The 26,803-nt window shown below is 73.7% G+C and carries 18 protein-coding genes and 1 tRNA gene; 14 read left to right on the forward strand and 5 right to left on the reverse strand.

Features of this window, described 5'->3' with window-relative positions:
- Positions 1-44: 44 nt before the first annotated feature.
- Entirely contained in the window at positions 45-1,397 is a 1,353-nt protein-coding gene (locus tag ABD323_RS02815) for a DUF2510 domain-containing protein (RefSeq protein WP_344438651.1), read from the reverse strand.
- A gap of 216 nt (positions 1,398-1,613) precedes the next feature.
- Here ABD323_RS02815 and ABD323_RS02820 point away from each other — a divergent pair, with 216 nt between their 5' ends.
- The 7 genes from ABD323_RS02820 (at position 1,614) to ABD323_RS02850 (ending at position 9,518) form a co-directional block, all read left to right on the forward strand.
- Positions 1,614-2,687, forward strand: a complete 1,074-nt coding sequence (locus ABD323_RS02820; RefSeq protein WP_344438653.1) for a cation diffusion facilitator family transporter — start codon at positions 1,614-1,616, stop codon at positions 2,685-2,687.
- A gap of 70 nt (positions 2,688-2,757) precedes the next feature.
- Positions 2,758-3,606, forward strand: a complete 849-nt coding sequence (locus ABD323_RS02825; RefSeq protein ID WP_344438655.1) for a PhzF family phenazine biosynthesis isomerase — start codon at positions 2,758-2,760, stop codon at positions 3,604-3,606.
- 145 nt (positions 3,607-3,751) lie between these two features.
- Complete coding sequence (locus ABD323_RS02830; RefSeq protein ID WP_344438779.1) at positions 3,752-4,666, forward strand: 5'-3' exonuclease; 915 nt, start codon at positions 3,752-3,754, stop codon at positions 4,664-4,666.
- A 76-nt stretch (positions 4,667-4,742) separates the two neighbouring features.
- Positions 4,743-4,819: transfer RNA gene (locus ABD323_RS02835), tRNA-Arg, on the forward strand.
- Positions 4,819-7,080: a hypothetical protein gene (locus tag ABD323_RS02840; protein WP_344438657.1), complete on the forward strand. Its 2,262-nt coding sequence runs from the start codon at positions 4,819-4,821 to the stop codon at positions 7,078-7,080. The genes ABD323_RS02835 and ABD323_RS02840 overlap by 1 nt, the downstream gene beginning before the upstream one ends.
- Positions 7,081-7,401: 321 nt before the next feature.
- Positions 7,402-8,625, forward strand: coding sequence for a family 2 encapsulin nanocompartment cargo protein terpene cyclase (locus ABD323_RS02845; RefSeq protein WP_425555839.1), 1,224 nt, complete (start codon positions 7,402-7,404; stop codon positions 8,623-8,625).
- 14 nt (positions 8,626-8,639) lie between these two features.
- Positions 8,640-9,518 (forward strand): geranyl diphosphate 2-C-methyltransferase, encoded by an 879-nt coding sequence (locus ABD323_RS02850; RefSeq protein ID WP_344438659.1) that lies wholly within the window; start codon positions 8,640-8,642, stop codon positions 9,516-9,518.
- A gap of 109 nt (positions 9,519-9,627) precedes the next feature.
- On the opposite strand, the gene ABD323_RS02855 is transcribed toward ABD323_RS02850, so the two are convergent.
- Entirely contained in the window at positions 9,628-10,137 is a 510-nt protein-coding gene (locus ABD323_RS02855) for a MarR family winged helix-turn-helix transcriptional regulator (protein WP_344438661.1), read from the reverse strand.
- A gap of 68 nt (positions 10,138-10,205) precedes the next feature.
- On the opposite strand from ABD323_RS02855, the gene ABD323_RS02860 reads away from it, so the two are divergent.
- The 4 genes from ABD323_RS02860 (at position 10,206) to ABD323_RS02875 (ending at position 15,250) form a co-directional block, all read left to right on the forward strand.
- The gene (locus ABD323_RS02860; protein WP_344438663.1) at positions 10,206-11,342 is read left to right on the forward strand and encodes an ABC transporter substrate-binding protein; all 1,137 of its coding nucleotides are present in this window, start codon (positions 10,206-10,208) and stop codon (positions 11,340-11,342) included.
- Between the two features lie 183 nt (positions 11,343-11,525).
- The gene (locus ABD323_RS02865) at positions 11,526-12,980 is read left to right on the forward strand and encodes an APC family permease (RefSeq protein WP_344438665.1); all 1,455 of its coding nucleotides are present in this window, start codon (positions 11,526-11,528) and stop codon (positions 12,978-12,980) included.
- Complete coding sequence (locus ABD323_RS02870) at positions 12,977-13,996, forward strand: acetamidase/formamidase family protein (protein ID WP_344438667.1); 1,020 nt, start codon at positions 12,977-12,979, stop codon at positions 13,994-13,996. The genes ABD323_RS02865 and ABD323_RS02870 overlap by 4 nt, the downstream gene beginning before the upstream one ends.
- 213 nt (positions 13,997-14,209) lie before the next feature.
- Entirely contained in the window at positions 14,210-15,250 is a 1,041-nt protein-coding gene (locus ABD323_RS02875) for a sphingomyelin phosphodiesterase (RefSeq protein ID WP_344438669.1), read from the forward strand.
- A 155-nt stretch (positions 15,251-15,405) separates the two neighbouring features.
- Here the strand turns inward: ABD323_RS02875 and ABD323_RS02880 are convergent, their stop codons facing one another.
- Complete coding sequence (locus ABD323_RS02880) at positions 15,406-18,249, reverse strand: DEAD/DEAH box helicase (protein ID WP_344438671.1); 2,844 nt, start codon at positions 18,247-18,249, stop codon at positions 15,406-15,408.
- 319 nt (positions 18,250-18,568) lie between these two features.
- Between ABD323_RS02880 and ABD323_RS02885 the strand changes: the two genes are divergently transcribed.
- On the forward strand, positions 18,569-18,943 hold the full coding sequence (locus ABD323_RS02885; RefSeq protein ID WP_344438673.1) for a hypothetical protein: 375 nt from the start codon (positions 18,569-18,571) through the stop codon (positions 18,941-18,943).
- Positions 18,944-19,014: 71 nt separating this feature from the next.
- Here ABD323_RS02885 and ABD323_RS02890 read toward each other — a convergent pair whose 3' ends face one another.
- Entirely contained in the window at positions 19,015-20,205 is a 1,191-nt protein-coding gene (locus tag ABD323_RS02890; protein ID WP_344438675.1) for an aminotransferase class V-fold PLP-dependent enzyme, read from the reverse strand.
- Positions 20,206-20,253: 48 nt separating this feature from the next.
- On the opposite strand from ABD323_RS02890, the gene ABD323_RS02895 reads away from it, so the two are divergent.
- Together ABD323_RS02895 and ABD323_RS02900 are read left to right on the forward strand one after the other, a co-directional pair.
- Positions 20,254-22,329 (forward strand): S9 family peptidase, encoded by a 2,076-nt coding sequence (locus tag ABD323_RS02895; RefSeq protein WP_344438677.1) that lies wholly within the window; start codon positions 20,254-20,256, stop codon positions 22,327-22,329.
- A 152-nt stretch (positions 22,330-22,481) separates the two neighbouring features.
- Entirely contained in the window at positions 22,482-24,890 is a 2,409-nt protein-coding gene (locus ABD323_RS02900) for an immune inhibitor A domain-containing protein (protein ID WP_344438679.1), read from the forward strand.
- Between the two features lie 73 nt (positions 24,891-24,963).
- Here ABD323_RS02900 and ABD323_RS02905 read toward each other — a convergent pair whose 3' ends face one another.
- Positions 24,964-26,730 carry a glycoside hydrolase family 36 protein gene (locus ABD323_RS02905; protein WP_344438681.1) on the reverse strand — a complete coding sequence of 589 codons (1,767 nt, stop codon included), beginning with the start codon at positions 26,728-26,730 and terminating at the stop codon, positions 24,964-24,966.
- Between the last annotated feature and the right edge of the window lie 73 nt (positions 26,731-26,803).

Here is a 26,803-nt window from a genome sequence, read left to right on the forward strand (position 1 = left end):
CCGGTGGCGGGGCGCGGAGCGGGGTCCGATCCGGCGACGCCGCGTCAGGTGTTGGTCCCACCGCCGGCCGAGCCGCCGCCGCCCTGGTAGTCGGCGATCCCGCTGATGATGGTGTCCATCACCGAGACGGCCGGAGCCTTGGCCGCGATGTCGAAGCCGAGCCGGACCGAGATCAGGCTCTTGCCGTCGGCGGACGGGAAGACCACCGACTCCACCGTGCCGTCGTTGCCCTGCTCCGCCCCGACCTGCCAGCGGACCAGGTAGCCGCTGCGGCCGTCCACGGTGACCGGCTCGGACTTCAGTTCCTGGTGGGACTTGATGTTCCCGTAGGACTCCTTCGCCGCGGCGACGATGTCGCTCTTGGCGGCGGCCTGCGGGTCGGTGCCCTCGATCCGGTCGGTGTTGACGCCGCCGAGCGAGCAGGTGGTGGTCGCGCTGCCGCCCGAGTCGCCGCTGCCGCCCGAGCCACCGGACCCGGTGCTGCCCGGGCACTGGTACTCGCCGATGCTGAGGGCCGCCGTGCCCGCCCGGGTGGTCCCGCCCTGCCAGCCGGCCGGGATGGGCAGCGAGATCCCGTTCACCTCGTCGGCGGCCACCCCGCTCCGCGACGCACCGCCGCCGGAGCCGCCGCCGTTCGCCCCGCCGCCGGAACCGCCGTTTCCTCCGCTACCGCCGAAGCCCGGGAAACCGGGGAAACCCGGGAAACCGCCGCTGCCGCCGGAGCCACCGTTGCCGCCCAGACCGCCGGAGCCGCCCGAGCCGCCGTTGAAGCCGTTGCCCCCGCTGCCGTTGTTGTTGCCGCCCCCGTTGCCACCCCCGTTGAGGCCGCCGCCGTTGCCGTTCTGGCCGCGCTTGTGGCCGGGCTGCTGGGTGTTCTGCGGCGCGGCCTGCGGGTGCTTGCCGTCCTTGTCGTGGTGGTCCACCGCGAGGTAGGTGGCGCCGGAGCCCACCGCGAGGCCCAGCAGGCCCGCCACGGCGGCCGCGACCACCACGGGTCGCAGCAGCCGCTTGCGCAGCGAGGGCTTCTTGGGGGCGGGGAACCCCTCGGCGCCGAAGGCGGCGGCGGTCGGCGGCTCGGGGAAGCGCACGGTGCCGTTGTCCAGCACCTCGCCCTCGATCACCCGGGGGCCTTCGCTCCCCAAGCCGCTCCCCGGGTCACTACCCGGGTCGCCTGCCGGGTCGCCCGCCTGCTCACCCCCCTGGTCGCCGTCCGTCCGGGCGACGTCGAGGACGGCGGTCCGCTCCTCGGCGCTCTCCTCCTCGGCGGAGGCTGCCGCGCCGCCCGGACGGGTGGTGGCCGTCCAGCCGGCGCCATCCCACCAGCGCTCAGGCCGGGGGTCACTGGTCGTGTCCTGCGGGTCCGGGTACCACCCGGCCGGAATCTTCGCTTCGCTCACACCAGGAAATGTATGGGCCGACGGATAAACGCGATATCAACGGAACGGCACAATCGGGCCCATTCGCATGAGATTACGGTGAGAGTGCGATCCGGGGGGCCAGAATCGCAATGACAACGGTCACCAGTGCAGCCTTTGGATCTTGCTCCGATCTGGGGTTCACTTCCCTCCAGGGCACCTGTCCTCGAGTACCTCTGCGTTCAGGAGACGACCGCGATGACCGGCCACAGCGACTCCCACGACCACGACGACCACCGCGACCACGCCCATGACCACGGCGGCGGCCACGGCGGGCACGGCGGCCACGGGCACTCGCACGGGGTGGCCGCCGACGCCGACCGCCGCTGGCTGATGAGCGCCCTGGTGCTGATCGTGGTCTTCATGGCCGGCGAGGTCGTGGTCGGCTTCGCGGCGCAGTCGCTGGCACTGATCTCCGACGCGGCGCACATGCTGACCGACGCGGCCTCCATCGTGCTGGCGCTGATCGCCATGCGGCTGGCCGCCCGGCCGGCCCGCGGCGGGTTCACCTTCGGCCTCAAGCGCGCCGAGATCCTCTCCGCCCAGGCCAACGGCGTCACGCTGCTGGTCCTGTCGGCCTGGCTGGGGTACGAGGCCATCGGCCGGCTGATCGACCCGCCGGACACCGAGGGCGGGCTGGTGCTGGTCACCGCGCTGGTCGGGATCGTGGTCAACCTGGCCGCCGCCTGGTGCATGTCCAAGGCCAACCGCAGCTCGCTGAACGTCGAGGGCGCCTTCCAGCACGTGGTGACCGACCTCTACGCCTTCATCGCCACCGCGGTGGCCGGCGCGGTGGTGCTGGTCACCGGCTTCGCCCGGGCCGACGCGATCGCCTCACTGGTCGTGGTGGCGCTGATGCTGCGCGCCGGCACCGGTCTGGTCCGCGACTCCGCGCGGATCTTCCTGGAGGCCGCACCGGCCGGCGTGGACCCCGACGCGCTGGCCGACGAGCTGGTGGCCGCCCCGGAGGTGGTGGAGATCCACGACCTGCACCTGTGGGAGATCACCTCGGGCCTGCCGGCGCTCTCCGCGCACATCCTGGTGGCTCCCGGCGGGGACTGCCACGCGGTCCGCCGCGACCTGCAGCGCCGGCTGCGCGAGGAGTACCGGATCACCCACGCCACGCTCCAGGTGGACCACGTCGGCGAGGACGAGGAGCAGCAGCAACTGCTGCAGATCACCGACGCCGTGGCGGCCGCCGAGCTGGCCGGCGCGGAGCACTGCGCCGACTCGCACGGCCCGGTGCACCGGGCCGGGCCGCACGCCCACTGAGCAGCGCCGCCGCCGCAGACCCGGCCGGGTGTCCCGGAATGCCGCCGGGCCGGACGATGTTCGCGCAGTCATGACTACTGTGCTGCGGTACGCCGCCTTCACCACCACCCCCGACGGCGGCAACAAGGCCGGCGTGGTGCCGCAGGCCGCCGGCCTGACGGACGATCGGATGCTGGCGATCGCCGCCGAACTGGGCTACTCGGAGACCGCCTTCCTCACCCCCGCCCCGCAGGGTCCCGACCGCACCTACGCCGTGCGGTACTTCGCGCCGACCCTGGAGGTGCCGTTCTGCGGCCACGCGACGATCGCGGCCGCCGTGGCGATGGCCGAGCTGGAGGGCCCGGGCGACCTGCTCTTCGAGACCAGGGCCGGCAGCGTGCCGGTGGCGGTGGTGGCCGGGCCGGACGGCGTGCTGCGCGCGACGCTGACCAGCGTCGAGCCGCACGTGCTGGACGTCGAGCCGGCCGACCTGGCCGAGGCGCTGGCCGCACTCGACTGGTCGGCCGCCGACCTGGACCCGGCGCTGCCCCCGCGGATCGCCTACGCCGGCGCCCGGCACCTGGTGCTGGCCGCCGCCACCCGGGAGCGGCTGGCCGACCTGGCGTACGACTTCGACCGGCTGGCCGCCTTCATGACGGCGCGTGACCTGGTCACCCTGCAGCTGGTCTGGCGCGCCTCCGCGACGGTCTTCCACGCCCGCGACCCGTTCCCGGTCGGCGGGGTGGTGGAGGACCCGGCCACCGGCGCCGCCGCGGCCGCCTTCGGCGCCTACCTGCGCGAGCTGGGCGAGGCCGTCGGGGACACCGAGCTGACCCTGCACCAGGGCGAGGACCTCGGCAGCCCCGGCGAGCTGACGGTGACGCTGAGCGCGGGCGACGCCCGGGTCCGGGTCTCCGGCGCGGCGGTGCGGCTGCCGTGACCGGCCGCGACCGGGCCGCCGCCCCTCGCCCGCGCGGCGGCCGGCGGCGGGTCCGGCGCGGTGTCCGAAGGCGGACCGGCGCGGTGTCCGGCCGGGAACTGTCGGCGGCGTGCGGGATGATCGGGGCGTGACCGCACCGCGACTGATGCTCCTCGACTCCGCCAGCCTCTACTTCCGGGCGTACTTCGGCGTCCCCGAGTCCGTGAAGTCCCCCGACGGCCTTCCGGTGAACGCCGTCCGGGGCCTGCTCGACTTCATCACCCGCCTGGTCCAGGACCACCACCCCGACCAGCTGGTGGCCTGCATGGACGCCGACTGGCGCCCGCAGTGGCGGGTGGACCTGATCCCGACCTACAAGACCCACCGGCTGGCCCCCGAGAGCGCCGGCGGCGCCGAGGGAGCCGAGGAGGTCCCGGACACCCTCTCCCCCCAGGTCCCGGTGATCGAGCAGGTGCTGGACGCGCTCGGCATCGCGCGCGTCGGCGTCCCCGGCTACGAGGCCGACGACGTGATCGGCACCCTGGCCACCCGGGCGAGCGGCCCGGTGCAGATCGTCACCGGCGACCGCGACCTCTTCCAACTGGTCGACGACGCACGGCAGGTAACCGTCCTCTACCCGCTCAAGGGAGTCGGCTCCGCCCAGCTCACCGACGAGGCGGTGCTGCGCGAGAAGTACGGCGTCGGCGGCGCGCAGTACGCGGAGATGGCGGCCCTGCGCGGCGACCCCAGCGACGGGCTGCCCGGGGTGAAGGGCATCGGCGAGAAGACCGCCACCCAACTCATCCACGAGTACGGCGACCTGGCGGGCATCCGCGCCGCGGCCGCCGACCCGCTCTCCAAGCTCACGCCCGCCCGCCGCAGGAACATCCTCGAAGCCGCCCCCTACCTCGACGTCGCCCCCACCGTGGTCCGGGTCGCCACCGACATCCCGCTGCCCGACTTCGACCCCACCCTCCCGGCCGAGCCCCTCGACCCCATGACCCTCGAGGACCTCTCCACCCGCTGGGGCCTGGGCACCTCCCTCACCCGCCTCCTCGACACCCTCGCCGCCACTCGCTGAACCCGGAGCCGCCTGCCCGGCGCCCCGGCAAATCGCGTTGCCCGTCGCTGACACGCCTCCGTAGGGTGGCGGGCAACGACGTGTAGCTCAGTGAGCCAGAGCACCAGACTCCGGATCTGGAGGGCGCGGGGGCAGGACCCGCCACGTCGGCCATGGACAACAACGCTGATCAGCAGCAGCCGACCGCCACCGTCTCCACCGACCACGCCCACGGGCAGCTCGCCCGGGCCTTCGTCACCGCGCTCTCCCACCCCGACGCGGCGACCCGCTCGCGCGCCGAGGACCGCCTCGACCGGTGGCGCGCGGCGCTGGCCGGAATGGCGGACGGCTCCCTGCGGGTCGGCAGCCGCACCCCGGTGGCCGGGCTGCCCGCATGGGCCACCCTCGAAGTGCTGCACGGCGGCTTCGCCAGTGGCCGGGCCTGCGCCGAGGGGCCGCTGCGACCGTACGAGATCGAGGCCTGCCGGGCGGCGGGCATCGCCGCGGACCGGGCCGCGCTCTTCGCCCACTCGCTCACCGAGGCCGGACTGACCGGGCTGTGGGAGCTGCTGGACGGCGGGCGCTACCGGGTGACGGTGCCGGAGGAGGCCGCGCTGCTCACGGTGGCCTGGCTGGTGCGGGCCGGCGAGCAGCAGGCCGCCCTCGAACTGGTCACCGTGCTGGCACCGTTCGCCGCCCGACTGCGGTTCACCCCGCCGACCGGCGACGGACCGGCACCCGCGGTCGACGTCGTCCACCGGCAGACCGTCGCGAGCAGCGTCGAGGCCCTGGAGCGGCGCGGCCCGAACCACGCGGTGGAGACCCAGCGGGAGGCGTTGACGGTCTGGCTGCCGTTCTCCGACGAGCTGCTCGCCCACTGGCTGGAGACCGCCGGGCCGGACGGCCGGGTGCTGCACCACGACCCGGGCACCGAATGGCACCGGCGTGGGGCCGAACTCCTGCTGCGCTACCGGCTGTTGGCTGCCGCGAACCCGCTCTGCGGCAAGCACCGCAGCTCGCGGCAGAACCTCGGCATCCTCCGCACCTGCCTCGAACTGACGGTGTCCGGAGAGGCGTTGACACCTCGATGGGCCGGACTCCTGCGCGTCGCGGCCGAGTCGATGGTGCGCCGACGTGGCCTGCCCGGCTCCGATCGGCACACCGCGTTGCGCCGGCTCCAGGCCGAGCAGGCCGCGCTGCCCTCCCACCACGCGCTGGCCCGGCTGCTGCTGGCCCGGCTCGCCGAACTGCCCCGGCACGACGGGCTGGCGGATCCCGAGAGCGTGCTCGCGCCCACCGGTCCCCTCGAGGCGGAGCAGCACGGAATCCCGGTCGGCACGGCGTTCCCGGCCGAGCTGCGCAGGCCGGTGCTGGCCGCCACCAGTGCCCCGGTGGAGACCCTGGTCGGCCTCGGCCTGGTGCCCTCGGCCGAGGTGCTGGCCGAGCTGGCACCGCAGTTGGCTTCGGCGGTGGAGGCGGACGCCTACCGGGACCGGGCGCTGGGCGCCCTCGCGGCGGCCCACCACCGGGCGTTCGCGGGGCGGCGCTCGCTCCTGCTGCTGGACTACGCGCGCCAGGTACGGGCCGAGGAACTCCCCTGGGTGCGGGCCACCGAGGCGCACCGCGGCGCCGGCGAGCGTGAACTCGCCCTGCTGCGGCGGCTGGGCGGCCTCGCGGTCACCACCTTCCCCGGCACCATCCTGCCGAACCCGCTGGTGAGCGAGCTGGCGGCACTGGCCCGCCGGGGCGACCTCGGCCTGCCGTTCGTGGAGGAACTGGCGGCCGACATCTTCATGGGCGGCTTCACGCCGAAGTACCTCGCCGCCGCCAGGATCGCCGCCGACCTGCTCCAGGGGACGCTCTACGAGCGGTACTACGGCATCGACTACGCGGCGGTGCACGCGATGGCGGACGACGAGCCGGGGCGCGGCGGCCGGCGTCCCGCCACCTCGACCGCCTTCTCCGCCCTGTGCCGGGAGCGGGCGGGCCGCGCGGCCTCCTCGAGGTCGGTGGCCGGCAACGGCACGGTGATCGAGCAGGCCCAGATCCTCACCACCCACAACCTGGCCACGCTGGTCGGGCCCGTCGGCACCACCCCCGCCGACGGCTGGGAGGCGCCGGCCCTCGGCGCCTTCGCGACCACCGCCCGGCTGGTGACCCGGGCCGGGCGACTCCCGCGCCCGCTGGCCACCGTGAAGAACGCGGCCTTCGCCTGGCGGCAGATGGTCTTCCACCTGTCGCTCTGCACGCCGCAGGCCCAGCGGGCGGTGCTCGACGGGCTCGTGGCGGACCACCCGGCCCCGCTGGCCCCGGCCGTCGCCGGGCTGCGGCTGGTCGCGTCCGGCGGCCGGTTCGGGGACGACGGCACCGCCGGGGACTCCTCGCGCCGGCTGCTCGGCTGGACGGTCGGCCCGCACTGGCTGCTCCGCCGCTGAGGGCCGCCTCACGAGGCCGCCCACCACGTCACCCCGCGGCCTCTCGGCCTTCCGATGCCGTCGGACTTCTGTCGTCAGTGAACGATGTGACGTGATCACATTCGGTCTCTTGTGGTCTTCACCCGCGATGCCCCCGGCCGCTCCGCAACCATGGATCGCAGGCGGTCGGCGCGGGGGGACGGGCAGACGGGGGCGGACCCGTCGGCCGACTCCTCACAGGGCGGCCCCGCCTGCCTGCTGCGGTGAACTCGCGCCCCCGCATGTCCAGCGGGGGCGCCTTTCCTGAGGAGTGGTCATGCCGGCTCTTGGAAACCGACCTGAGTGGTCACCTCCGTCCCCGCGGGCCCAGGGCCCGACCCCGGCGGCCCGGTCGTGACCCCCACCCCGCTGGACCAACTCCTGCGCGGCCCCGGCGGCCTGGGCACGGCCGGGCTGTACCCGGGCCAGACCACCCGGTCGCTCCCGGACGCGGCGCCGATCCCGGCCACCCCGCCGGATCCGGTCGCGCCGCCGATCCCGGAGGCGGCGGTGCCGAGCCCGGAAGAGGCGGCGGCCGACGAAGCGGACGGCACACCCGTCCCGGGCCTCTACCACCACCCCGTCCCCGAGCCCGACCCCGCGCGGGTCGCGGAGGTCAGCCGCCGGGTCAAGGAGTGGGCGGTGGACGAGGTCCAGCTCTTCCCGCCCGAGTGGGAGGACCAGTTCGACGGCTTCGCGCTGGGCCGCTACATGGTCGCCTGCCACCCCGACGCCCCCACCGTCGACCACCTGATGGTCGCCACCCGGCTGATGGCGGCCGAGAACGTGCTCGACGACTGCTACTGCGAGGACCACGGCGGCTCGCCGGTCGGCCTGGGCGGGCGCCTGCTGCTGGCGCACACCGCCCTGGACCCGCTGCACACCACCCCCGGCTACCAACCGGCCTGGCAGGACTCGCTGCAGGGCGACGCCCCCCGGCGGGCCTACCGCTCCGCCATGGAGTACTTCGTGCGCGCCGCCTCGCCCTCCCAGGCGGACCGGTACCGGCACGACATGGCCCGCCTGCACCTGGGGTACCTCGCCGAGGCCGCCTGGGCGCAGACGGAGTACGTGCCGCAGGTGTGGGAGTACCTGGCGATGCGCCAGTTCAACAACTTCCGTCCCTGTCCCACCATCACCGACACGGTCGGCGGCTACGAACTGCCCGCGGACCTGCACGCGCTGCCCGCCCTGCAGCGGATCATCGCGCTCGGTTCGAACGCCACCACGATCGTCAACGACCTGTACTCGTACACCAAGGAGCTCGCCTCCCCCGGCCTGCACCTGAACCTGCCGGTGGTGATCGCCGAGCGCGAGCGCCTGACGGCCCGCGAGGGGTACCTGAAGGCCGTCGAGGTCCACAACGACCTGATGCACGCCTTCGAGGCCGAGGCGGCCGCCCTCGCCGCCGCCTGCCCCTCCCCGCTCGTGCTGCGCTTCCTGCGCGGCCTGGCGGTCTGGGTCGACGGCAACCACCACTGGCACCGGACCAACACCTACCGCTACACCCTGCCCGACTTCTGGTAACCGAGGAGACGCACATGACCACGGCAGACATCACCCCCACCCGCACCGCCGCCATCCCCGGTCCCGCGACCTCCTACCAGGGCGACATCGCCCGGTACTGGGACCACGAGGCCCGGCCGGTCAACCTGCGCCTGGGCGACGTGGACGGCCTCTACCACCACCACTACGGGATCGGGGACATCGACCAGGCCGCCCTCGGGGACCCGAACGGCAGCGGGCGCGAGGAGCGGGTGATCGCCGAACTGCACCGCCTGGAGTCGGCGCAGACCGACGTCCTGCTCGACAACCTCGGCCACGTGCCCCGCGAGGCCACGCTGGTGGACGCCGGCTGCGGGCGCGGCGGCTCGATGGTGATGGCCCACCAGCGCTTCGGCTGCCACGTCGAGGGCGTGACGCTCTCCGCCAAGCAGGCCGACTTCGGCAACCAGCGCGCCCTCGACCTGGGCATCGACGGCTTCGTCCGCTCGCGGGTGGCCAACATGCTCGACATGCCGTTCGGGACCGGGCAGGTGGCGGCCTCCTGGAACAACGAGTCGAGCATGTACGTCGACCTGGACGACCTCTTCGGCGAGCACTCCCGGATCCTGGAGGTCGGCGGCCGGTACGTGACCATCACCGGGTGCTGGAACCCGGTGTACGGGCAGCCCTCGAAGTGGGTCTCCCAGATCAACGCGCACTTCGAGTGCAACATCCACTCCCGCCGGGAGTACCTGCGCGCGATGGCCGACAACCGCCTGGTGCCGCAGGCCGTGATCGACCTGACCCCCGCGACGGTCCCGTACTGGGAGCTGCGGGCCACCTCCTCCCTGGTGACGGGCATCGAGGAGGCCTTCCTCTCCTCCTACCGGGACGGCTCCTTCCAGTACGTGCTGATCGCGGCCGACCGGATCTGACCGGATCCGACCGCGCCGCCCGTGCGCCCGTAGGCCCGTGTGGCACCCCGGGGGCCGTCCCCGGGGTGCCACACGGCGGTCACCCGGCAAGCAGCACTCACCCGGCGGGTCACTCGGGGCAGGACGTGCCCAGCTCCGTCAGGTACGCGATGACGTGGTGCGGGTCCGCCCCGCCGCAGGCGGCCCGCACGGCCGCGTCGTGGGCGGCCGCCAGCGCGTCCAGCCGGGTCAGCCGGTCCTGGCCGCGGCGCGAGAGGTGGGCCGTGATCCGGCGGCGGTCCTGGCTCGACTGCCGCCGGTAGACCCAGCCGGAGTCGGCCAGCGCGTCCACCACCCGGCTCAGGCTGGCCTGCGGGATCACCAGGGTCTGCGCCAGCTCGCCCATCGCCCGGCCCTCGCCGTCCGCCAGGGCCCGCAGCACCCGCCACTGGTCGACCGTGCAGCCCTCCTCGTCCAGCACGGCGGCCAGTGCGCGCGCCACCTGGCGCTGGGCGACGGTCAGCAGCTCGATCAGCAGTGGCTCCTGCGCCACCGGCGCCACGGCCGGCTCGGGCGTCAACTGCGGTTCGGCGCGCGGCTGTTCGGCGACCTTCGCCCGGCCGGACCCAGCTGCGGTCATCGCCGTTCCCCTCTGTCGATCCCGTCCCGGCTCGTCCCGGCACCGCCGTGACGACCATACTCGCCCCCATGGGCATCGAGGCGAGGCTGGTCGATCCACTCGAAGCGCTGCACGGCGCGCGGGAGCGGCGGGAGACCGGGCGGCCGCGGTCGCTGCGGGTGGCGCTGGTCGTGCCGCAGTCCGGACCGCTGGGGCTGACCGGACCCTCCGCGGTGGACGCGGCGCTGCTCGCCGCCCACGAGGTCAACACGGCCGGCGGGGTGCGCGGGTGCCCGCTGGAACTGGTGCTGGTGGACGGTGGCGCGGCGCCGGCGACCGTGGCGGCGGGGACCCGCGCGCTGCTGGCCGCGGGCGCGGTGGACGCGGTGGCCGGCTGCCACGCCAGTGACGTGCACCGGGCCGTGCGGGCGGTGGTGGCCGGCCGGGTGGCGTACGTCTTCACTCCCCCGCACGAGGGCGGAGCGCGACTGCCCGGCGTGCTCCGCACCGGCGTCGATCCGGCCCGCCAGCTGCGCGGACAGCTCGAACGGCTGACCGCGCGGCACCGGCTGCGGCGGTGGGCGCTGATCGGCAACGACTACGTCTGGCCGCACGCGGTGCACCGGGCGGCCCGCACCCTGCTGGCCGGGACACCCGCGCAGGTGGTCCTGGAGCGGCGGATCCCGATCGGCACGGCGGGCGCCGCGCTCGAACCGCTGTTGGCGGCGCTGCGCCGGTCCCGGGTGGACGCGGTGCTGCTGAGCCTGATCGGCCGCGACCTGGTGGGCTTCAACCGGGCGCTGCGGCACGCCGGCCTCGACCACCTGGTGCGGCTGTCGGCCGCACTGGAGGAGAACGGGCTGCTGGCCTACGGGGGCGACGACAGCGGGACGCTCTACGCGTCGATGCCGTCCTTCGCCTCGCTGGCCCAGGAACGCCGACTGCGGCTCACCGAGCGGCACCTGGCGCTCTTCGGGCCTCGGGCGCCGGTCCTGGACGCCTACGCCGAGGGGCTGTACGACGGCCTGCACCTGGTGGCCGCGCTCGCCGAGCGCCGGGCGCTGGTCCCCCGCGGCCTGACCCGGGCGGCCGGGCGGCTGCTGCACGGTGACGACGCGGCGACCAGGCGGGCGTGGGCGCGCGCTCCGCTCGGCCCGCCCCGCGAGCAGGTCCACCTGGCCCGCGCCGAGGGGCTCGACTTCGCCGTGCTGACGCCCCGAGCGTGAGCGCCGTGCTGACGCCCTGAGCGCCGTGAGCACCATGAGCGCCGTGCGCGCTGCCGGCGCCCGCTGCGCCGTCCGCCCGCTGCCGCCTCCACGGCCGTCACCGACAAAACCCTTCCATTTGGAAATAGTTGCCTCTACTGTCTCCCCCACCCCCACAGGGCCGTCTCGGAGAAGAGAGCAGCCATGGCCGACATTCCCGCCCCCCGGACCATCGAGAACTACGGCTACACCCAGGAGCTGCGCCGCTCCCTGGGCTTTCGCGACCTGCTGGTCTACGGACTGGTCTTCATGGTGCCGATCGCCCCCTTCGGCATCTTCGGCAGCGTCTTCCAGGGCTCCGGCGGCATGGTCGCCCTGGCCTACGCCCTGGGCATGGTGGCGATGATGTTCACCGCGCTCTCCTACGCGCAGATGTCCCGGGCCTTCCCGATGGCGGGCTCGGTGTACACCTACGCCGGCCGCGGGATCGCCGCTCCGGTCGGGTTCCTGGCCGGCTGGATGATCCTGCTGGACTACGTGCTGGTCCCCGGCCTGCTCTACCTGATCGCGAGCGTCGCGATGAACTCGCTGGTGCCGGGCGTACCGGTCTGGCTCTGGCTGGTCGGCTTCGTGCTGCTCAACACCGTGGTCAACTACCTCGGCGTCGAGATGACCTCCCGGGTCAACAAGGTGATGCTGCTCGGCGAGCTGATCGTGCTGGCGCTGTTCGTCGTCGTCGGCCTGGTGGCCCTGGCCCACGGCCGGGGCCGCGGCTTCCACCTCACCCCGCTCTACGACGCGCACACCTTCTCCTGGAGCCTGGTCTTCGGCGCGGTCTCGATCGCCGCGCTGAGCTTCCTGGGCTTCGACGGGATCTCCATGCTCTCGGAGGAGAACAAGGACTCCACCCGCGCCATCGGCCGCTCGATGGTGGCCGCGCTCCTGCTCGCCGGCACCCTGTTCATCGTGCAGACCTGGGTGGCCTCGCTGCTGGTCACCGACCCCGGCGCGCTGATCAGCCAGGGGGACCCCGGCGGGACCGCCTTCTACGACGCGGCCCGCACCGCCGCCGGCGGCTGGCTGGCCACGCTGACCGCCGTCTCCACCGCGGTCGCCTGGGGCTTCGCCAACTCCCTGGTGGCCCAGGCCGCCACCGCGCGACTGCTCTACGCGATGGCCCGCGACCGGCAGTTGCCGTCCTTCCTGGCCCGGATCCACCCCCGGCACCGGGTGCCGGTCAACGCCACCCTGCTCACCGCCGCGGTCTCGCTGGTGCTCGGACTGGCCATGGCGGCGCGGTCCGACGGCATCACGCTGCTGAGCACCCTGGTCAACTTCGGGGCACTGACCACCTTCCTGGTGCTGCACGTCTCAGTGGTGGTGCACTACCTGGTGCGCCGGCGCAGCCGTGACTACTGGCGCCACCTGGTCGCCCCGGTCCTCGGCTTCGCGATCCTGGCGTACGTGGTCGTCAACGCCAACGTGGCCGCCCAGCGCCTCGGCTTCGTCTGGCTGGCGGTCGGCGTGGTCGTGCTGACCGGCCTCATCGCGACCGGCCGCCGGCCCCGGCTGGCCGCCGTCGCCGCACCGGACCCCGACGCGGCGAACCCCGACGCGGCGGACACCGTGACCGCCACCCCTGCCGAGGAGAACCGATGAGCGAGCCCGACCTGGTGACCCTGCACCCCGGCCCGGACGACTACGTCCACACCTTCGGCACCCGCCCCCCGCTCACCACCGTGCGCCCCGGCACGATCGTCGAACTGACCACCGAGGACTGCTTCGGCGGCGCCGTGCGGGGTTTCGGCGACCTGCCCAGCCAGGTCTGCGTCTTCCCCTACCTCAACCCGGTCACCGGCCCGATCGCGGTGGCCGGCGCCGAGCCGGGCGACACCCTCGCGGTGCACTTCGTGGAGATCACCCCGGCCCGCGACTGGGGCGTCTCCAGCACCTTCCCGCACTTCGGCGCCCTCACCGCGACCCACACCACCGCGATGCTGCACCCGCCGCTGGAGGAACGGGTCTGGCTCTACGAGATCGACGTGGCGACCGGCGTCTGCCGCTTCCGCGCCCGCACCGGCGACTTCACCGTCGACCTGCCGCTGGACCCGATGCACGGCACCGTCGGCGTCGCGCCCGCCGCCGGCGAGACGCTGATGTCGATCACCCCGGGCGCGCACGGCGGCAACCTCGACACCCCCGAGATGCGGGCCGGCACGACGGCGTACTTCCGCGTCAACGTCGAGGGCGCCCTGCTGGCGATCGGCGACGGCCACGCCCGGCAAGGCGAGGGGGAGGTCTGCGGGACGGCGGTGGAGACGGCCATGCGCACGGTGGTGGTGGTCGACCTGATCAAGGGCGGCGGGCCCGCCTGGCCCCGGCTGGAGAGCGACGGCCACCTGATCAGCACCGGCTCCGCCCGGCCGCTCGAGGACGCCTTCCGGATCAGCCAGCACGACCTGGTCGGCTGGACCCGCGACCTGCTCGGCCTGGACGAGCTGGACGCCTACCAGTTGGTCAGCCAGGCCGGCCTGGCGCCGGCCGCCAACGTCTGCGACACCAACTACACGATGGTGGCCAAGCTGCCGAAGCGCCTGCTGGGACCGGTGCGCGCCTACGACGGCATGCACGAGCACCTGCGGGCTGTCGGCGCGGCGTACCTGCACCGGCGGTAGGGCCGGGTCCGGCCCGGCGGATCCAGCCGAGTTGTGCAGACATCATGGCGATCCACCGGGCCGGGTTGTGCAGACATCAAGGCCACAGGCCTACGGGGTTGTGCAGACATCTTCCTGCCACGGACTGATCGGCTGCCGTTCTTCCGAACGTACCCGCGGGTAGCTAGGGTTCCGCCGTCCCGCTCAGCCGACCCACCCTCAGGAGCCCTCACCATGACCCCGCTTCGTACCACCGCCGCACTGGCTTCGGCCGTCGTGGCGGCCGCGCTGCTCGGCGCCACCGCCACCCAGTCCGTCTACGCGGCCACCGCGCCCGCCGGCAGCAGCCTCTCGGTCTTCGCCTGGAACGTGGACCTCGGCACCGCGGTGGTGGACTGGAGCCAGAACGAGCAGGCCTCCACCCGCACCCCGGTGGTCGAGTCGATCATCCGCCAGCACAACGCCGACGTCGTCATCCTGGACGAGCTGTTCAACAACACCTCGATCGGCGACATCAACAGCAAGCTCGCCGACCTCTACCCCTACCGCACCCCGGTCGTGGGCGCGACCTGCTCGGGCGGCGGGTGGAACGGGATCAGCGGCAACTGTTCGAGCTCCCCGTTCGTGATCAACGGCGGCACGATGATCCTCTCGAAGTACCCGATCGGCGCCCAGTACGCGCACGTCTACAGCAACTCCACCAGCGGTACCTGGGACTACCACGCCAACAAGGGCGCGGTGCTGGCCAAGGTCACCAAGGCCGGCGTGACCAGCTGGGTGGTCGGCACCCACCTGCAGGCCGACGAGTCGGACGCGCCCACCGCCTCCACCCAGGCCACCCGGCTCGGCCAGCTCGGCGAGGTCAAGTCCTGGGTGAACGGCATCGTCGGCGCGAGCGCCCCGGTGCTCTTCGGCGGCGACCTGAACGTGGAGTACTTCGGCGGGCAGTCCCGCGGCGACTACACCAACGCGCAGAACGCGGTGGGCGGCGTGCTCGGCACCCCGGCCACCGACCCGAGCCAGACCCGCACCACCATGGACTGCGTGGCGGCCAGCTGGTGCCAGTACATGAGCGGCATCGAGACCTTCCCCAAGGACTACCGCGACGACCTGGACTACCTCGGCTACCTGAACGCCCCCGGCCGTCCGGTGCCCCTCGCGCAGCCGACCGTCCAGATCGACTTCGACCCGCAGAGCGGCTGGACCCCGGGGCAGCTCGACACCCGGTCGCCGAGCGACCACTACCCGGTCGAGGCGACCTTCCAGCTCGGCTGAGACCGTCCGGCTCGGCTGAGGCCGTAGCGGGCCCTCGCGGCCCCGACGGCGGTGCGCCCCCGGCAGCGGATCTCCGCTGCCGGGGGCGCACCGGCTTCCGCCCGACCGGGCCGGGCGCAGGGCTCACGCCCGGTCCGGCCCGGCCCGGCGAGGTCTCAGCCGACCGAGGAGTAGGCGATGATGCCCCGGCGCAGCGCGTCGACCGCCTTGCGGGCGGTGGTGCGCAGCGCGGCGTCCTCACCGGCCGCGTCCTGGATCTGGCCGAGCACGTCGATCAGTTGCTTGGTCCAGCGCACGAAGTCGCCGGCCGGCATGTCGGCGTCGCGCAGCACCGCGTCCAGGTTGTGCCCCAGCGCCCAACGGTAGGCGACCCAGGCGAAGCCCAGGTCCGGCTCGCGCTGGCCGACGCCCTCGGCGGTGTTGATCCGGTGCTGCTCCTCCAGCGCGTCCAGGTGGCCCCAGATCCGCACCATCCGGCCGAGGGCCTCCTTGGCGCCGCCCTCCGGCACCCGCGGCGCGGTGGCGTCGTCGGACTGCCGGGCCTCGTAGACCAGCGCCGAGGCGCAGGCGGCCAGTTCGGCGGCGGCGAGGTCCTTCCAGACGCCCTCGCGGATGCACTCCGAGGCCAGCAGGTCGAGCTCGCCGTAGAGCCGGCCCAGCCGCTTGCCGTCACCGGTGACGGTGTCGCCGGACAGGTAGCCCAGGTCGGTGAGCAGCCCGCAGACCCGGTCGAAGGTGCGCGCGATGGTGTGGGTGCGCGAGCGCATCCGGCGCTGCAGCGCGTCCGTGTCGCGGTGCAGCCGGTGGTAGCGCTCGGACCAGCGGGCGTGGTCCTCGCGCTCGTCGCAGCCGTGGCAGGGGTGGCGGCGCAGCTCGACCCGCAGCTGGGCGATCTGCGGGTCGTCGGCGGCGGCCGCCCGGCCCTTGCGGTAGCGCTCGGGCTCCAGGTGGCCGGCCTTGGTGCGCAGCGCGGAGGCCAGGTCGCGGCGGGACTGCGGGCTGCGCGGGTTGAAGGACTTGGGGATCTTCACCCGGTCCACGGCACTCACCGGGTACGGGAAGTCGATCATCGCCAGCCGCTTGACCTGCCGCTCGGCGGTGAGCACCACCGGGCGCGGGCCGTCCTGGAAGTCGGGGTGGCGGGTGGTGCCGCGCCCGTTGCGGCTGACCGGCGGCAGACCCGGGTCGAGCACCAGCGCGAGCCCGGCGAACTTGCCGGTCGGCACGTGGATCACGTCGCCCGGCTTGAGGGCCTCGATGGCCTCGATCGCCGCGGCCCGGCGCTGACCGCTGCCCTCGCGGGCGAGCTCGTTCTCGCGCTCCTTCAGCTCCCGGCGCAGGCTCATGTACTGCTCGAAGTCGCCCAGGTGGCAGGTCATCGCCTCGCGGTAGCCGTCCAGGCCCTCCTCGTTGCGCTGCACCTGCTTCGAGATGCCGACCACCGAGCGGTCCGCCTGGAACTGGGCGAAGGAGGTCTCCAGCAGCTCGCGCGAGCGGTGCCGGCCGAACTGGGAGACCAGGTTGACGGCCATGTTGTAGGACGGCTTGAAGGAGGAGCGCAGCGGGTAGGTGCGGGTGCCGGCCAGGCCGGCCAGCGCCTCGGGGTCGAAGCCGCGCTGCCAGAGCACCACCGCGTGGCCCTCGACGTCGATGCCGCGCCGCCCGGCCCGGCCGGTGAGCTGGGTGTACTCGCCGGGGGTGATGTCGGCGTGGGCCTCGCCGTTCCACTTGACCAGCTTCTCCATCACCACCGAGCGGGCCGGCATGTTGATGCCCAGCGCCAGGGTCTCGGTCGCGAAGACGGCCTTGACCAGCCCCTTCAGGAAGAGCTCCTCGACCACCTCCTTGAACCGCGGCAGCATGCCGGCGTGGTGCGCGGCCACCCCGCGCTCCAGCGCGTCCAGCCACTCGAAGTAGCCGAGCACGTGCAGGTCCTCGTCGGGGATCGCCGCGCAGCGCTCCTCGACCAGGGCGCGGACCTGGGCCCGCTCCTGCTCGCCGTTCAGGCGCAGGCCGGAGGTCAGCACCTGCTGGACGGCGGCCTCGCAGCCGGCCCGGCTGAAGATGAAGGTGATCGCGGGCAGCAGGCCCTCGGCGTCGAGGCGGTCGATGACGTCCGCCCGGCTCGGGGTCCAGACCCGCCCGGGGCGCCCGCTGGGCATCGAGCGGCCGCGGCCGCGGCCCTGGAAGCGCGGGTTGCGCTCGGACTCGGCCCGGGCCAGGCGCACCAGTTCCGGGTTGACGGCCTTGGCGGGGTTGCGCGGTCCGGCCTTGGGGCGGCCGTCGGTGTCGGGGTTTGAGAAGAGGTCGTACATCCGGCTGCCGGCCATCACGTGCTGCCAGAGCGGGACCGGGCGGTGCTCGGAGACGATCACCTTGGTGCCGCCGCGCACGGTGTCCAGCCAGTCGCCGAACTCCTCGGCGTTGGAGACGGTGGCGGAGAGCGAGACCAGCGTGACGGACTCCGGCAGGTGGATGATCACCTCCTCCCAGACCGCGCCGCGGAAGCGGTCGGCGAGGTAGTGCACCTCGTCCATCACCACGTAGCCCAGGCCGTCCAGCGTCTGCGAGCCCGCGTAGAGCATGTTGCGCAGCACCTCGGTGGTCATCACCACCACCGGCGCGTCGCCGTTGACGGTGTTGTCACCGGTGAGCAGGCCGACCTTGGCCGCGCCGTAGCGCTTGACCAGGTCGGCGTACTTCTGGTTGGACAGGGCCTTGATCGGGGTGGTGTAGAAGCACTTGCGCCCGGCCCGCAGGGCCAGGTGCACGGCGAACTCGCCGACGATGGTCTTGCCGGAGCCGGTCGGCGCGGCGACCAGGACCCCCTCGCCGCCCTCCAGCGCCTGGCAGGCCTCCAGCTGGAAGGGGTCGAGCGGGAAGTCGTACAGCTCCTGGAAGCCGTACAGGGCGGTGGCCTGCTCCTGGGCGCGGCGGCGGGAGGCCGCGTACGCCTCGGCGGGGCTCAGCTCGTCGTCGTCGGACAGGGCGCTGCTCATCGCGTCACCTCTTCTTCCCGTGGGAGTGGGTCGCAGACGGTGACGCCTGCGGCTGCGGGGCCGGCTCCCCGGCCGTGGCCGGGGATCGGGACGCAAGCGGTGTGGTCGGTGTGGTGTTCCAGCATCTCAGCCAGAGGTTACCCGGCAGGGCTGACATTGATCGCACCGTTTTCGCGACCTTCTCCAGTCACCTCCGGTCATGATCGATCGAAACCGATACAGCTGTGATCATTCGTCAACCCAGCGTTTCCGCCCTCCCTACAGTCGGGGAAACAGACGGCGACGAAGACGACGACCGGACGACGAAGGGGACGGCACCATGGGGAATCTGGAGACCTCGCTCAAAGAGGCGATGGCCATCGAGGGCACGATCGGCGTGGCCCTGGTCGACTACGGCAGCGGCATGGCGCTGGGGGCGCTGGGCGACAGCCCGGAGCTGGACCTCACGGTCGCGGCGGCCGGCAACACCGACGTGGTGCGGGCCAAGATGCGCACCATGGAGCTGCTCAAGCTGCACGACAACGAGATCGAGGACATCCTCATCACGCTGACCAACCAGTACCACCTGATCCGGCCGCTGACCATGCAGAACGGCCGCGGACTCTTCCTCTACCTCGCGCTCAGCCGGGCCCGCGCCAACCTGGCGATGGCCCGCCACCAGCTCAAGGTCATCGAGGGCACCCTGGAGATCTGACACCCCGGGCCACCCGCCCGACCACGCGACCATCCGGCCGCTTGGCCGCCACCGGCGAGGCCCCCTCCCGCTCAACCCCCCAGCCGCGCCAGCAGCGACGGCAGCCCGGACGCCAGCGCCCGGTACTCCTCGGGCCGGTTGTAGACCTGGGCGCTGACCCGCAGCACCCCGCCACCCGCCCACGGCCGCACCGCGACCCGCGCGCCCAGCTCGTCGCGGACCGCCGCCATCAGCGCCACCACGCCCGCCTCGTCCTCGGCCACCGTGGCCGGCAGCCGCACCGCGCGCATCGAGACGCCGGGCGACGCGGGCAGCGCGGGCAGCCCGGCCAGCTCGCCCAGTACCCGCTGCCCGTAGGCGGCCAGCCGGGCGTTGTGCTCGCGGACCTCCCGCACCCCGAGCCGGTCCAGCAGCGCGAGACCGGTCGGTGCGGCCAGCCAGCCGGTGTAGTCGGCGGTGCCGCGCCACTCGACGTTCGCCGGGAAGCCGCGGTGGTGCTCCCAGGAGTAGGTCAGCGGGCGGACCCGCTCGCGCCACGGCGCGCCCACCACCAGCACGGCGCTGGCCCGCGGGGCGAAGGCCCACTTGTGCAGGTTCCCGAACCAGAAGTCGGGCCGGCCGGCCGCCAGGTCCGCGTCCAGCATGCCGGGCGCGTGCGCGGCGTCCACCATGGTGAGCACCCCGCGCTCGGCCAGCGCGCGCAGCAGCGGGGCGGTGGCGACCTCGCGGGCGGTGGGCGAGGTGACCCGGTCGAGCAGGGCCAGCTTGGTGCGCGGGCCGGCCGCCGCCAGCACCGCCTCGGCGGGGTCGGCCGCGTCCAGCGGGAGCGCGACGGTGCGCACCCGCGCCCCGCACTCGGCCACCCGGCGCTCGGCGGCCAGGGTGACCACGCCGTAGCCGTGGTCGGTCACCAGGATCTCGTCGCCGGGCCCGAACGGGATGCTGTCCAGCGCGACGGCGACCGCCTCGGTGACGTTGCTCAGCAGCGCCAGGCCCTGCGGATCGGCGCCCAGCCACCGGGCCAGCCGCTCGCGGGTGGCCGCGACCCGGCCGGGGGCGGCCAGGAAGAAGCCGTCCGGGTCGCCCTCCAGCTCGGCGCGCAGCCGCTCCTGCTCGCGCTGCACCTCGATCGGCAGCGCGCCGTAGGAGCCGTGGTTGAGGTGGGCCAGCGCGGGATCGAGCGCGAAGAGCTCCACCGCGCCGGGCAGCGGCTGCGGTGGCTCGACGGGCTCGGCGTCCAGTGATGATGTGTGACATTTCACACTGCATAGTTCTAGCCCAGACCGGGCACCGCGGGCAAGCATCGGGCGGTGACCGAACCCGCAGATCCCTTCCTCGCCCTGAGCGCCCGCACCGGCCGATTCGGCTACGGCACGCCGCGCGCCCTCACCTTCACCGCCGACGGTACCCGCCTGCTCTTCCTGCGGTCCACGGGTGCGCAGGATCCCGTCGACCGGCTCTGGCTGCTCGACCTGACGACCTACCAGGAACGCGAACTCGCCGACCCCGCCCGGCTGATCCCCGGCCGCACCGGGGCGCCGCGCGACCTGCCGGTGCTGGAGCGCCGGCTGCGCGAGCGGACCAGGCTCTGGGCCCCGGGGATCGGCACCTTCGCCGCCACCCCGGACGGCACCACCGTCGTGCTGGCCCTGGACGGCCGGCTCTTCACAATCGCCACCGACAGCGGTGAGAGCGTCGAACTCGCCGTCGCCGGCCCGGTCTTCGACCCGCGCCCGAGCCCCGACGGCAGCCGCACCGCCTACGTCGCCGACGACGCGCTGTACGTCACCGGCCTGCCCACCGCACTGAGCCCCGCCGACGGCGCCCGCTGGGGCGTGGCCGAGTTCGCCGCCGCCGAGGAGCTCGGCCGCCACCGCGGCCACTGGTGGTCGCCGGACGGCACCCGCCTGCTGGTCGCCCGGGTGAACGACTCCGCCCTGCCGCGGCGCCACTTCGCCGATCCCGCGCACCCCGAGCGGCCCGCCGAGTCCTTCGCCTACCCGCAGGCCGGCGGCCCCAACGCGGACGTCCAGCTCTGGGTGCTGGGGCTGGACGGCTCGCGGCTGCGCCTGGAGTGGGACACCGAGCAGCACCCGTACCTGTGCGCGGCCCACTGGGCCGACGACGGCGAGCTCCTGCTGACCGTCGCCGACCGGCTGCAGCAGTGCGTGCTGCTGCTCAGTGCCGATCCGACCACCGGCAAGAGTGTCGAACTCTCGCGCACCACCGACGAGTTCTGGGTGGACGAGGTGCCCGGCACGCCGGCCCGACTGGCCGACGGTCGGATGCTGACCGCCGCCGACACCTCCGACGGCAGCGCCCGGGCGATCGCCGTGGACGGCCGGATCCTCAGCTCGGAGCGGCTGCAGGTGCGCCGGGTGGTGGGCGTGCTGCGCGGGCGCCTGCTCGTCGAGGCCGGTGAGGGCGACCCGGCCGACCAGCACGTCTATCTGATCGACCCCGCCGACGGCGGCTGCGAGAGGCTCACCGAGGGCCCCGGGGTGCACAGCGCGCTGGCCGCCGGCGACAGCCTGCTGCTGACCGCCGCCGGGCCCACCGGCATCCGGCGCACGGTCCTGCGCGGGGAGCGCGAGTTCACCCTGCCCGACCTCGCCGAGCCGCTGCCCTACCAGGTCCGCCCGACCCTCGCCCGGGTCACCGAGCGCGCGCTGCCCACCGCCGTGGTCTACCCGCGCGCTCACGTCGCCGGGCGCAAGCTGCCGGTGCTGCTCGACGTCTACGGCGGGCCCGGCTTCCAGGCGGTGGCCAGCGAGCCGCGCCGCTGGCAGCTGCGCCAGTGGTGGGCCGACCAGGGCTTCCTGGTGGTCACCACCGACAACCGCGGCACCCCGTTCGTCTCACCGGCCTTCACCCGGGCGATCTTCCGCCGCTTCTCCGAGGTCGCCATGGACGACCAGGTCGCCGCCCTGCACGCGCTGGCCGAGCGCGAGCCGGACCTGGACCTCACCCGGGTCGGCGTGCGCGGCTGGTCCTACGGCGGCTACCTGGCCGCGATGGCGGTGCTGCGCCGCCCGGACGTCTTCCACGCCGCCTCGGCGGGCGCCGGGCCGACCGACTTCCGGCACTACGACACCGCCTACACCGAGCGCTACCTGGGCCTGCCGCAGCAGAACCCCGAGGGCTACGCGGCGGACTGCCTGCTGCCCGACGCGCCCGCGCTGCGCCGCCCGCTGCTGCTGATCCACGGCCTGGCGGACGACAACGTGCACCCCTCGCACACCCTGCTGCTCTCCGAGGCGCTGCACCGTGCCGGGCGCCCGCACAGCGTGCTGCCGCTGCCGGGGGTGAGCCACCTGACGCCGGACGGCGCGAACGAGCGCATCGTGGCCGCCGAACTCCCCTTCCTGCGAGGCGCACTGGGCTGACCTCGGGGAGCGGCACGAGCCGGTGGGACCACCGCGGGGGCGCGGCCCCACCGGCTTCCGCTTTCTCTCTCATGAGTCTTTCATGTGACGCATGACATGTGAAATATTACGGCTGCTCATCCGACCATCACCGACTGGAAAGGACCGGTCAGTTGCGCAGACTCCGTGCGGCTCTCGCCGCCGCGCTCACCACCACCGCGATAGCCGCCACCCTGCTCGGCGGGCCCGTCGCGCAGGCGGCGGTACCGAACGCCCCCTCGATCGCCGTCAACGACGGCAGTGACGCGGGCGGCACCGACGCCGCCGGCAACGCCACCGGGACCGGCACCGAGGGCCCGGCCCAGCCGCTCGCCCCCCAGGAGCGCGAGCGCCAGTCGCTGCGCACCCAGGCCCTGGCGCAGCTCAACCAGGGCGCCGTCGCCCGCACCCCGGACGGCCGCGCGCCGGCCAGGGTCAAGGTCGGCAACGACTACGTCCAGCTCGCCCAGCAGCGCACCGACAAGGTGTTCGTGATCCTGGCCCAGTTCGGCGACCAGGTCGACAACTCCACGCTCTACAACGGGCAGCCGCGCTACGGCGGCACCCCGGGCCCCCAGCACAACCAGATCCCCAGGCCCGGCGCGGACGACACCCACACGCTGTGGGAGGGCAACTTCAGCCGCGACTACTACCAGAAGATGTTCTTCGACCCGACGCCCGGCGCCGACTCGGTCCGCAACTACTACCGCACCCAGTCCTCCGGTCGGTACGACATGCAGGGCACCGTCAGCGACTGGGTCACCGTGCCGTACAACGAGGCGCGCTACGGCAGCAACAAGGGCCCGCAGGGCTCGGGCGCCTGGACCCAGGCCCAGGAGTTCATCCGGGACGCGGTCAAGGCCTGGTACGACGGCGAGATCGCCAAGGGCCGCTCGGCCGCCGACATCAAGGCGCAGCTCGCCCAGTACGACGTCTACGACCGCTACGACCACAACAAGGACGGGAACTTCGACCAGCCCGACGGCTACCTCGACAACGTGATCGTGGTGCACGCGGGCGTCGACGAGACCTGGGGCGGCGGCGCGCAGGGCTCGGACGCCCTGTGGGCGCACCGCAGTTGGGACTTCCCGGACCCCTCGGGCCAGGTCGGCCCGGTCGGTGACAAGATCGGCGGGGCGCCGGTGGGCGACTCCGGCTACTACGTCTACGACTACGTGCAGGGCGGCGAGAACAGCGGCGTGGGCCTCTTCTCCCACGAGTACGGCCACAACCTCGGCCTGCCCGACCTGTACAGCACCAGCCCCAACGGCGGCGACAACAGCGTCAACTTCTGGTCGTTGATGTCCTCGGCCTCCTACCTGGGCAAGGGCAGGAACACCACCGGCGAGTACCCGGGCGACCTCGACGCGTGGAGCAAGCTGCAGTTCGGCTGGCTGAACTACGACGAGGCGCAGGCCGCCACCACCTCCACCCACGCGCTGGGGGTGAGCAGTTACAACACCGACCAGGCGCAGGCCGTGCTGGTGCACCTACCGCCGGGCCACACCAGCACCGACCTGACCGACCCCTTCGAGGGCAAGGCGCAGTGGTGGAGCGACACGGGTGACAACCTGGACAACGCGCTCGCCCGCGAGGTGGACCTGACCGGCCGCAGCGGCCCGGCGGCGCTGGACGCGGCCGCCTGGTACGACATCGAGCAGGACTACGACTACTTCGCCGTCGAGGCCTCCACCGACGGCGGCAAGACCTGGACCGCGCTGCACGGTACGGTCAACGGTCAGCCCATCCCGAACTCGACGGCCAACACCCCGGCGCTCACCGGCACTTCCGGCGCCTGGACCCAGCTGCACATCCCGCTGGACGCCTACCTGGGCCAGAAGGTGCAGCTGCGCTTCCACGTCACCTCCGACAGCAACACCCACGGCAAGGGCGTCACCGTGGACGGCGTCAGGATCACCGCCGGCGCCGACACGCTGCTCAACGACGGTGCGGAGCAGGGCAACCAGGGCTGGACCGCGACCGGCTTCTCGGTCGTGCAGGGCCGCACCGCGGTCAAGGAGCACCCGCGCGCCTACCTGGTGGAGAACCGCCGCTACGAGGGTTACGGCGCCTTCCTGAAGACCGGACCGTACAACTTCGGGTACTCCGGGGTGGCCGGCAAGACCAACGTGGTCGACTTCTACCCCTACCAGGAGGGCGTGCTGGTCTGGCTCTGGGACACCGACTACTCGGACAACAACGTGGTCGACCACCCGGGCGGCGGGCTGATCCTGCCGATCGACGCGCACCCCACGCCGATCCGCTACGCCGACGGCACGGTGATCAACGCCCGGGCGCAGACCTTCGACGCGACGTTCTCGCTCAAGCCGACCACCGCCTTCACCCTGCACAAGGCTGGCGTGCCGGTGAGGATCGGCTCGGAGCCGGCGGTGCCGGTCTTCAACGACCACACCGGCGTCTACACCAACCCGGCCACCCCGCAGCTCTCGGTGACGGTGCCGGACACCAACACCAAGATCCAGGTGGTCCGCGAGTCGCAGAACGGCAAGCTCACCACCGTCAAGGTGAGCGCCGCCTCCTGATCCCGAGGTAGCGACAGCGCCGTGGAGGGGCCCCGCCCGTGCGGGGCCCCTCCACGGCAGTCCGCCGAAGGCCCTAGGGGCGGCGCAGCGTGAGCAGGCCGCCGCGCGGGACCTCGACGGCCAGCTCGGTGGCGCCCGGCTCGGTGGCGCTCTCCAGGACGGTGGCGCCCAGGCAGTCCTGGACGGTGAGCAGCAGCGGGCCCGGGGCCCGGTCGAAGGTGAGCCGCACCAGGGGGTCGGGGTCGGCGTTGGCGACCAGCAGCAGCTCGACCGGGCCCGCCACCGCGATCGGCACCGGACCGTAGCGGCCGAAGGCGTGCGCGGCCCCGCTGCGGGCCGCCAGCAGCGGGTAGCCCAGTTCGGGGCGGTGCGGGCGGAAGGCGGCGCGCTGCAGCAGCTCGACGTGCTCGCGCGCCACCGCCAACCAGAAGCGCAGCGCGGCGAGTTGCTCCGGGCTCTGCCGCGCGAGGTCGACCGAGACCTGCGGGGTGGCGAAGAGCACCGACTGCAGCAGCACCGCGATCTCGACCGGCTCCTCGCTCGGGTGCCAGGTCAGCGGGTCGGCGTGCACGGCCAGCGGGCCGGCGGTGAGCCGCAGGTCGGCGGTGCGCTGACGGTTCTCGGCGGCGTTGTGCGGGCAGTCGGTGGCCCGCACCATGGTCGCGTAGGGCCACAGGCCCGGCCCGACGTACGGCTGGCGGTGCTCGACCAGCACCTCGGGGCGGGCCGCGCGCAGCCGGGCGTCGAGGTCGGCGAGCAGTTGCTGGACCCCGTCGGCGACCGCGCCGTGGTCGGTGGCGTGCCGGGCGAAGGTGTCGATGAAGTCGATCTTGAGTCCGTCCACCCCGTACCGCTCGACGCTCGCGCTCAGGCGCTCCACCAGGTGCGCGCGCACCTCCGCGTCGGCCGGGTCCAGTACGGAGGTCTCCAGCTGCGGCAGCCGGGCCAGCACCCGGTCGGCGAAGCGCCGGCCGGCCTGGCTGCGGTCCCCCGCGAACGGCAGCGCGTGCCAGAGCAGATAGGCCAGGCCCAACGCCTGGACGCGCTTCACGTGCCCGGCGAAGTCGGGGAAGGGGCCCTCGGCGGGCTGCCAGTCACCGGTGGTGGCGTACGAGCGGGAGGTCTCCTCGGTCTGCCAGCCGTCGTCCACCAGGAACGCCGCGAAGCCCAACGGCGCGGCGAGCGCGGCCAGTTCCTCGCTCTGGGCAGCGGTGATCTCCAGGTGGCGCACGTACCAGGTGCAGAAGACCGGCGCGAAGGCGAGCGCGGGCACCACCGCGGGTGGCCGGCCCTGCGCCCACCACTGGGCCATCTCGGTCACGGTGTCGGCGAAGTGACGACCACTCAGGTCCAGGCGCAGCCGCAGCGGCCCGCTCGTCTCGTGCTCCGCCCACCAGGTGAACTCGCCGCTCTCCTCCACCGCGCCCTCGCCGATGCTCACCGGCAGCACCTGCTCGCCCACCGCGAAGGTGCACAGCGCCGCGTCACCGGCGCCCACCAGGCTGCCGATCGGCGCGCCCGAGGGCAGCGAGGCGGTGCGCGGGGTGTTCCAGGACGGCGGCAGCCAGCGCGCGCCGGTGTTCGGGGTCCAGAGCGCGGTGGCGCCGGTGCACGGCAGGCGCCACTCGACCCGCACCCGCACCGGGCCGCTGCCGTCGGGGTCGGCGGGGGTCGCCTCGACCAGCAGCAGCCGGTCCTCCCGGGTGATCCGCACGTCCAGCGCGCGGGCGCCGATCGCGGTGGCCCGCAGGCTCAACCCCGGGATGCCGGAGTCGAGTTCGCGGGTGGTCTCGGCACGGCCGGAGGGCGGCGCGCTGCCGTCCCAGCTCAGAGGGGACACGGTGGTCAGCCTTTCGTCGGCGGTGGCACATGGCTGCGGCCGGCCCCCAGGAGTCGGGGCCGGCCGCTCGGTC

The organism is Kitasatospora nipponensis, from assembly GCF_039528135.1.
Taxonomy (GTDB): Bacteria; Actinomycetota; Actinomycetes; order Streptomycetales; family Streptomycetaceae; genus Kitasatospora; species Kitasatospora nipponensis.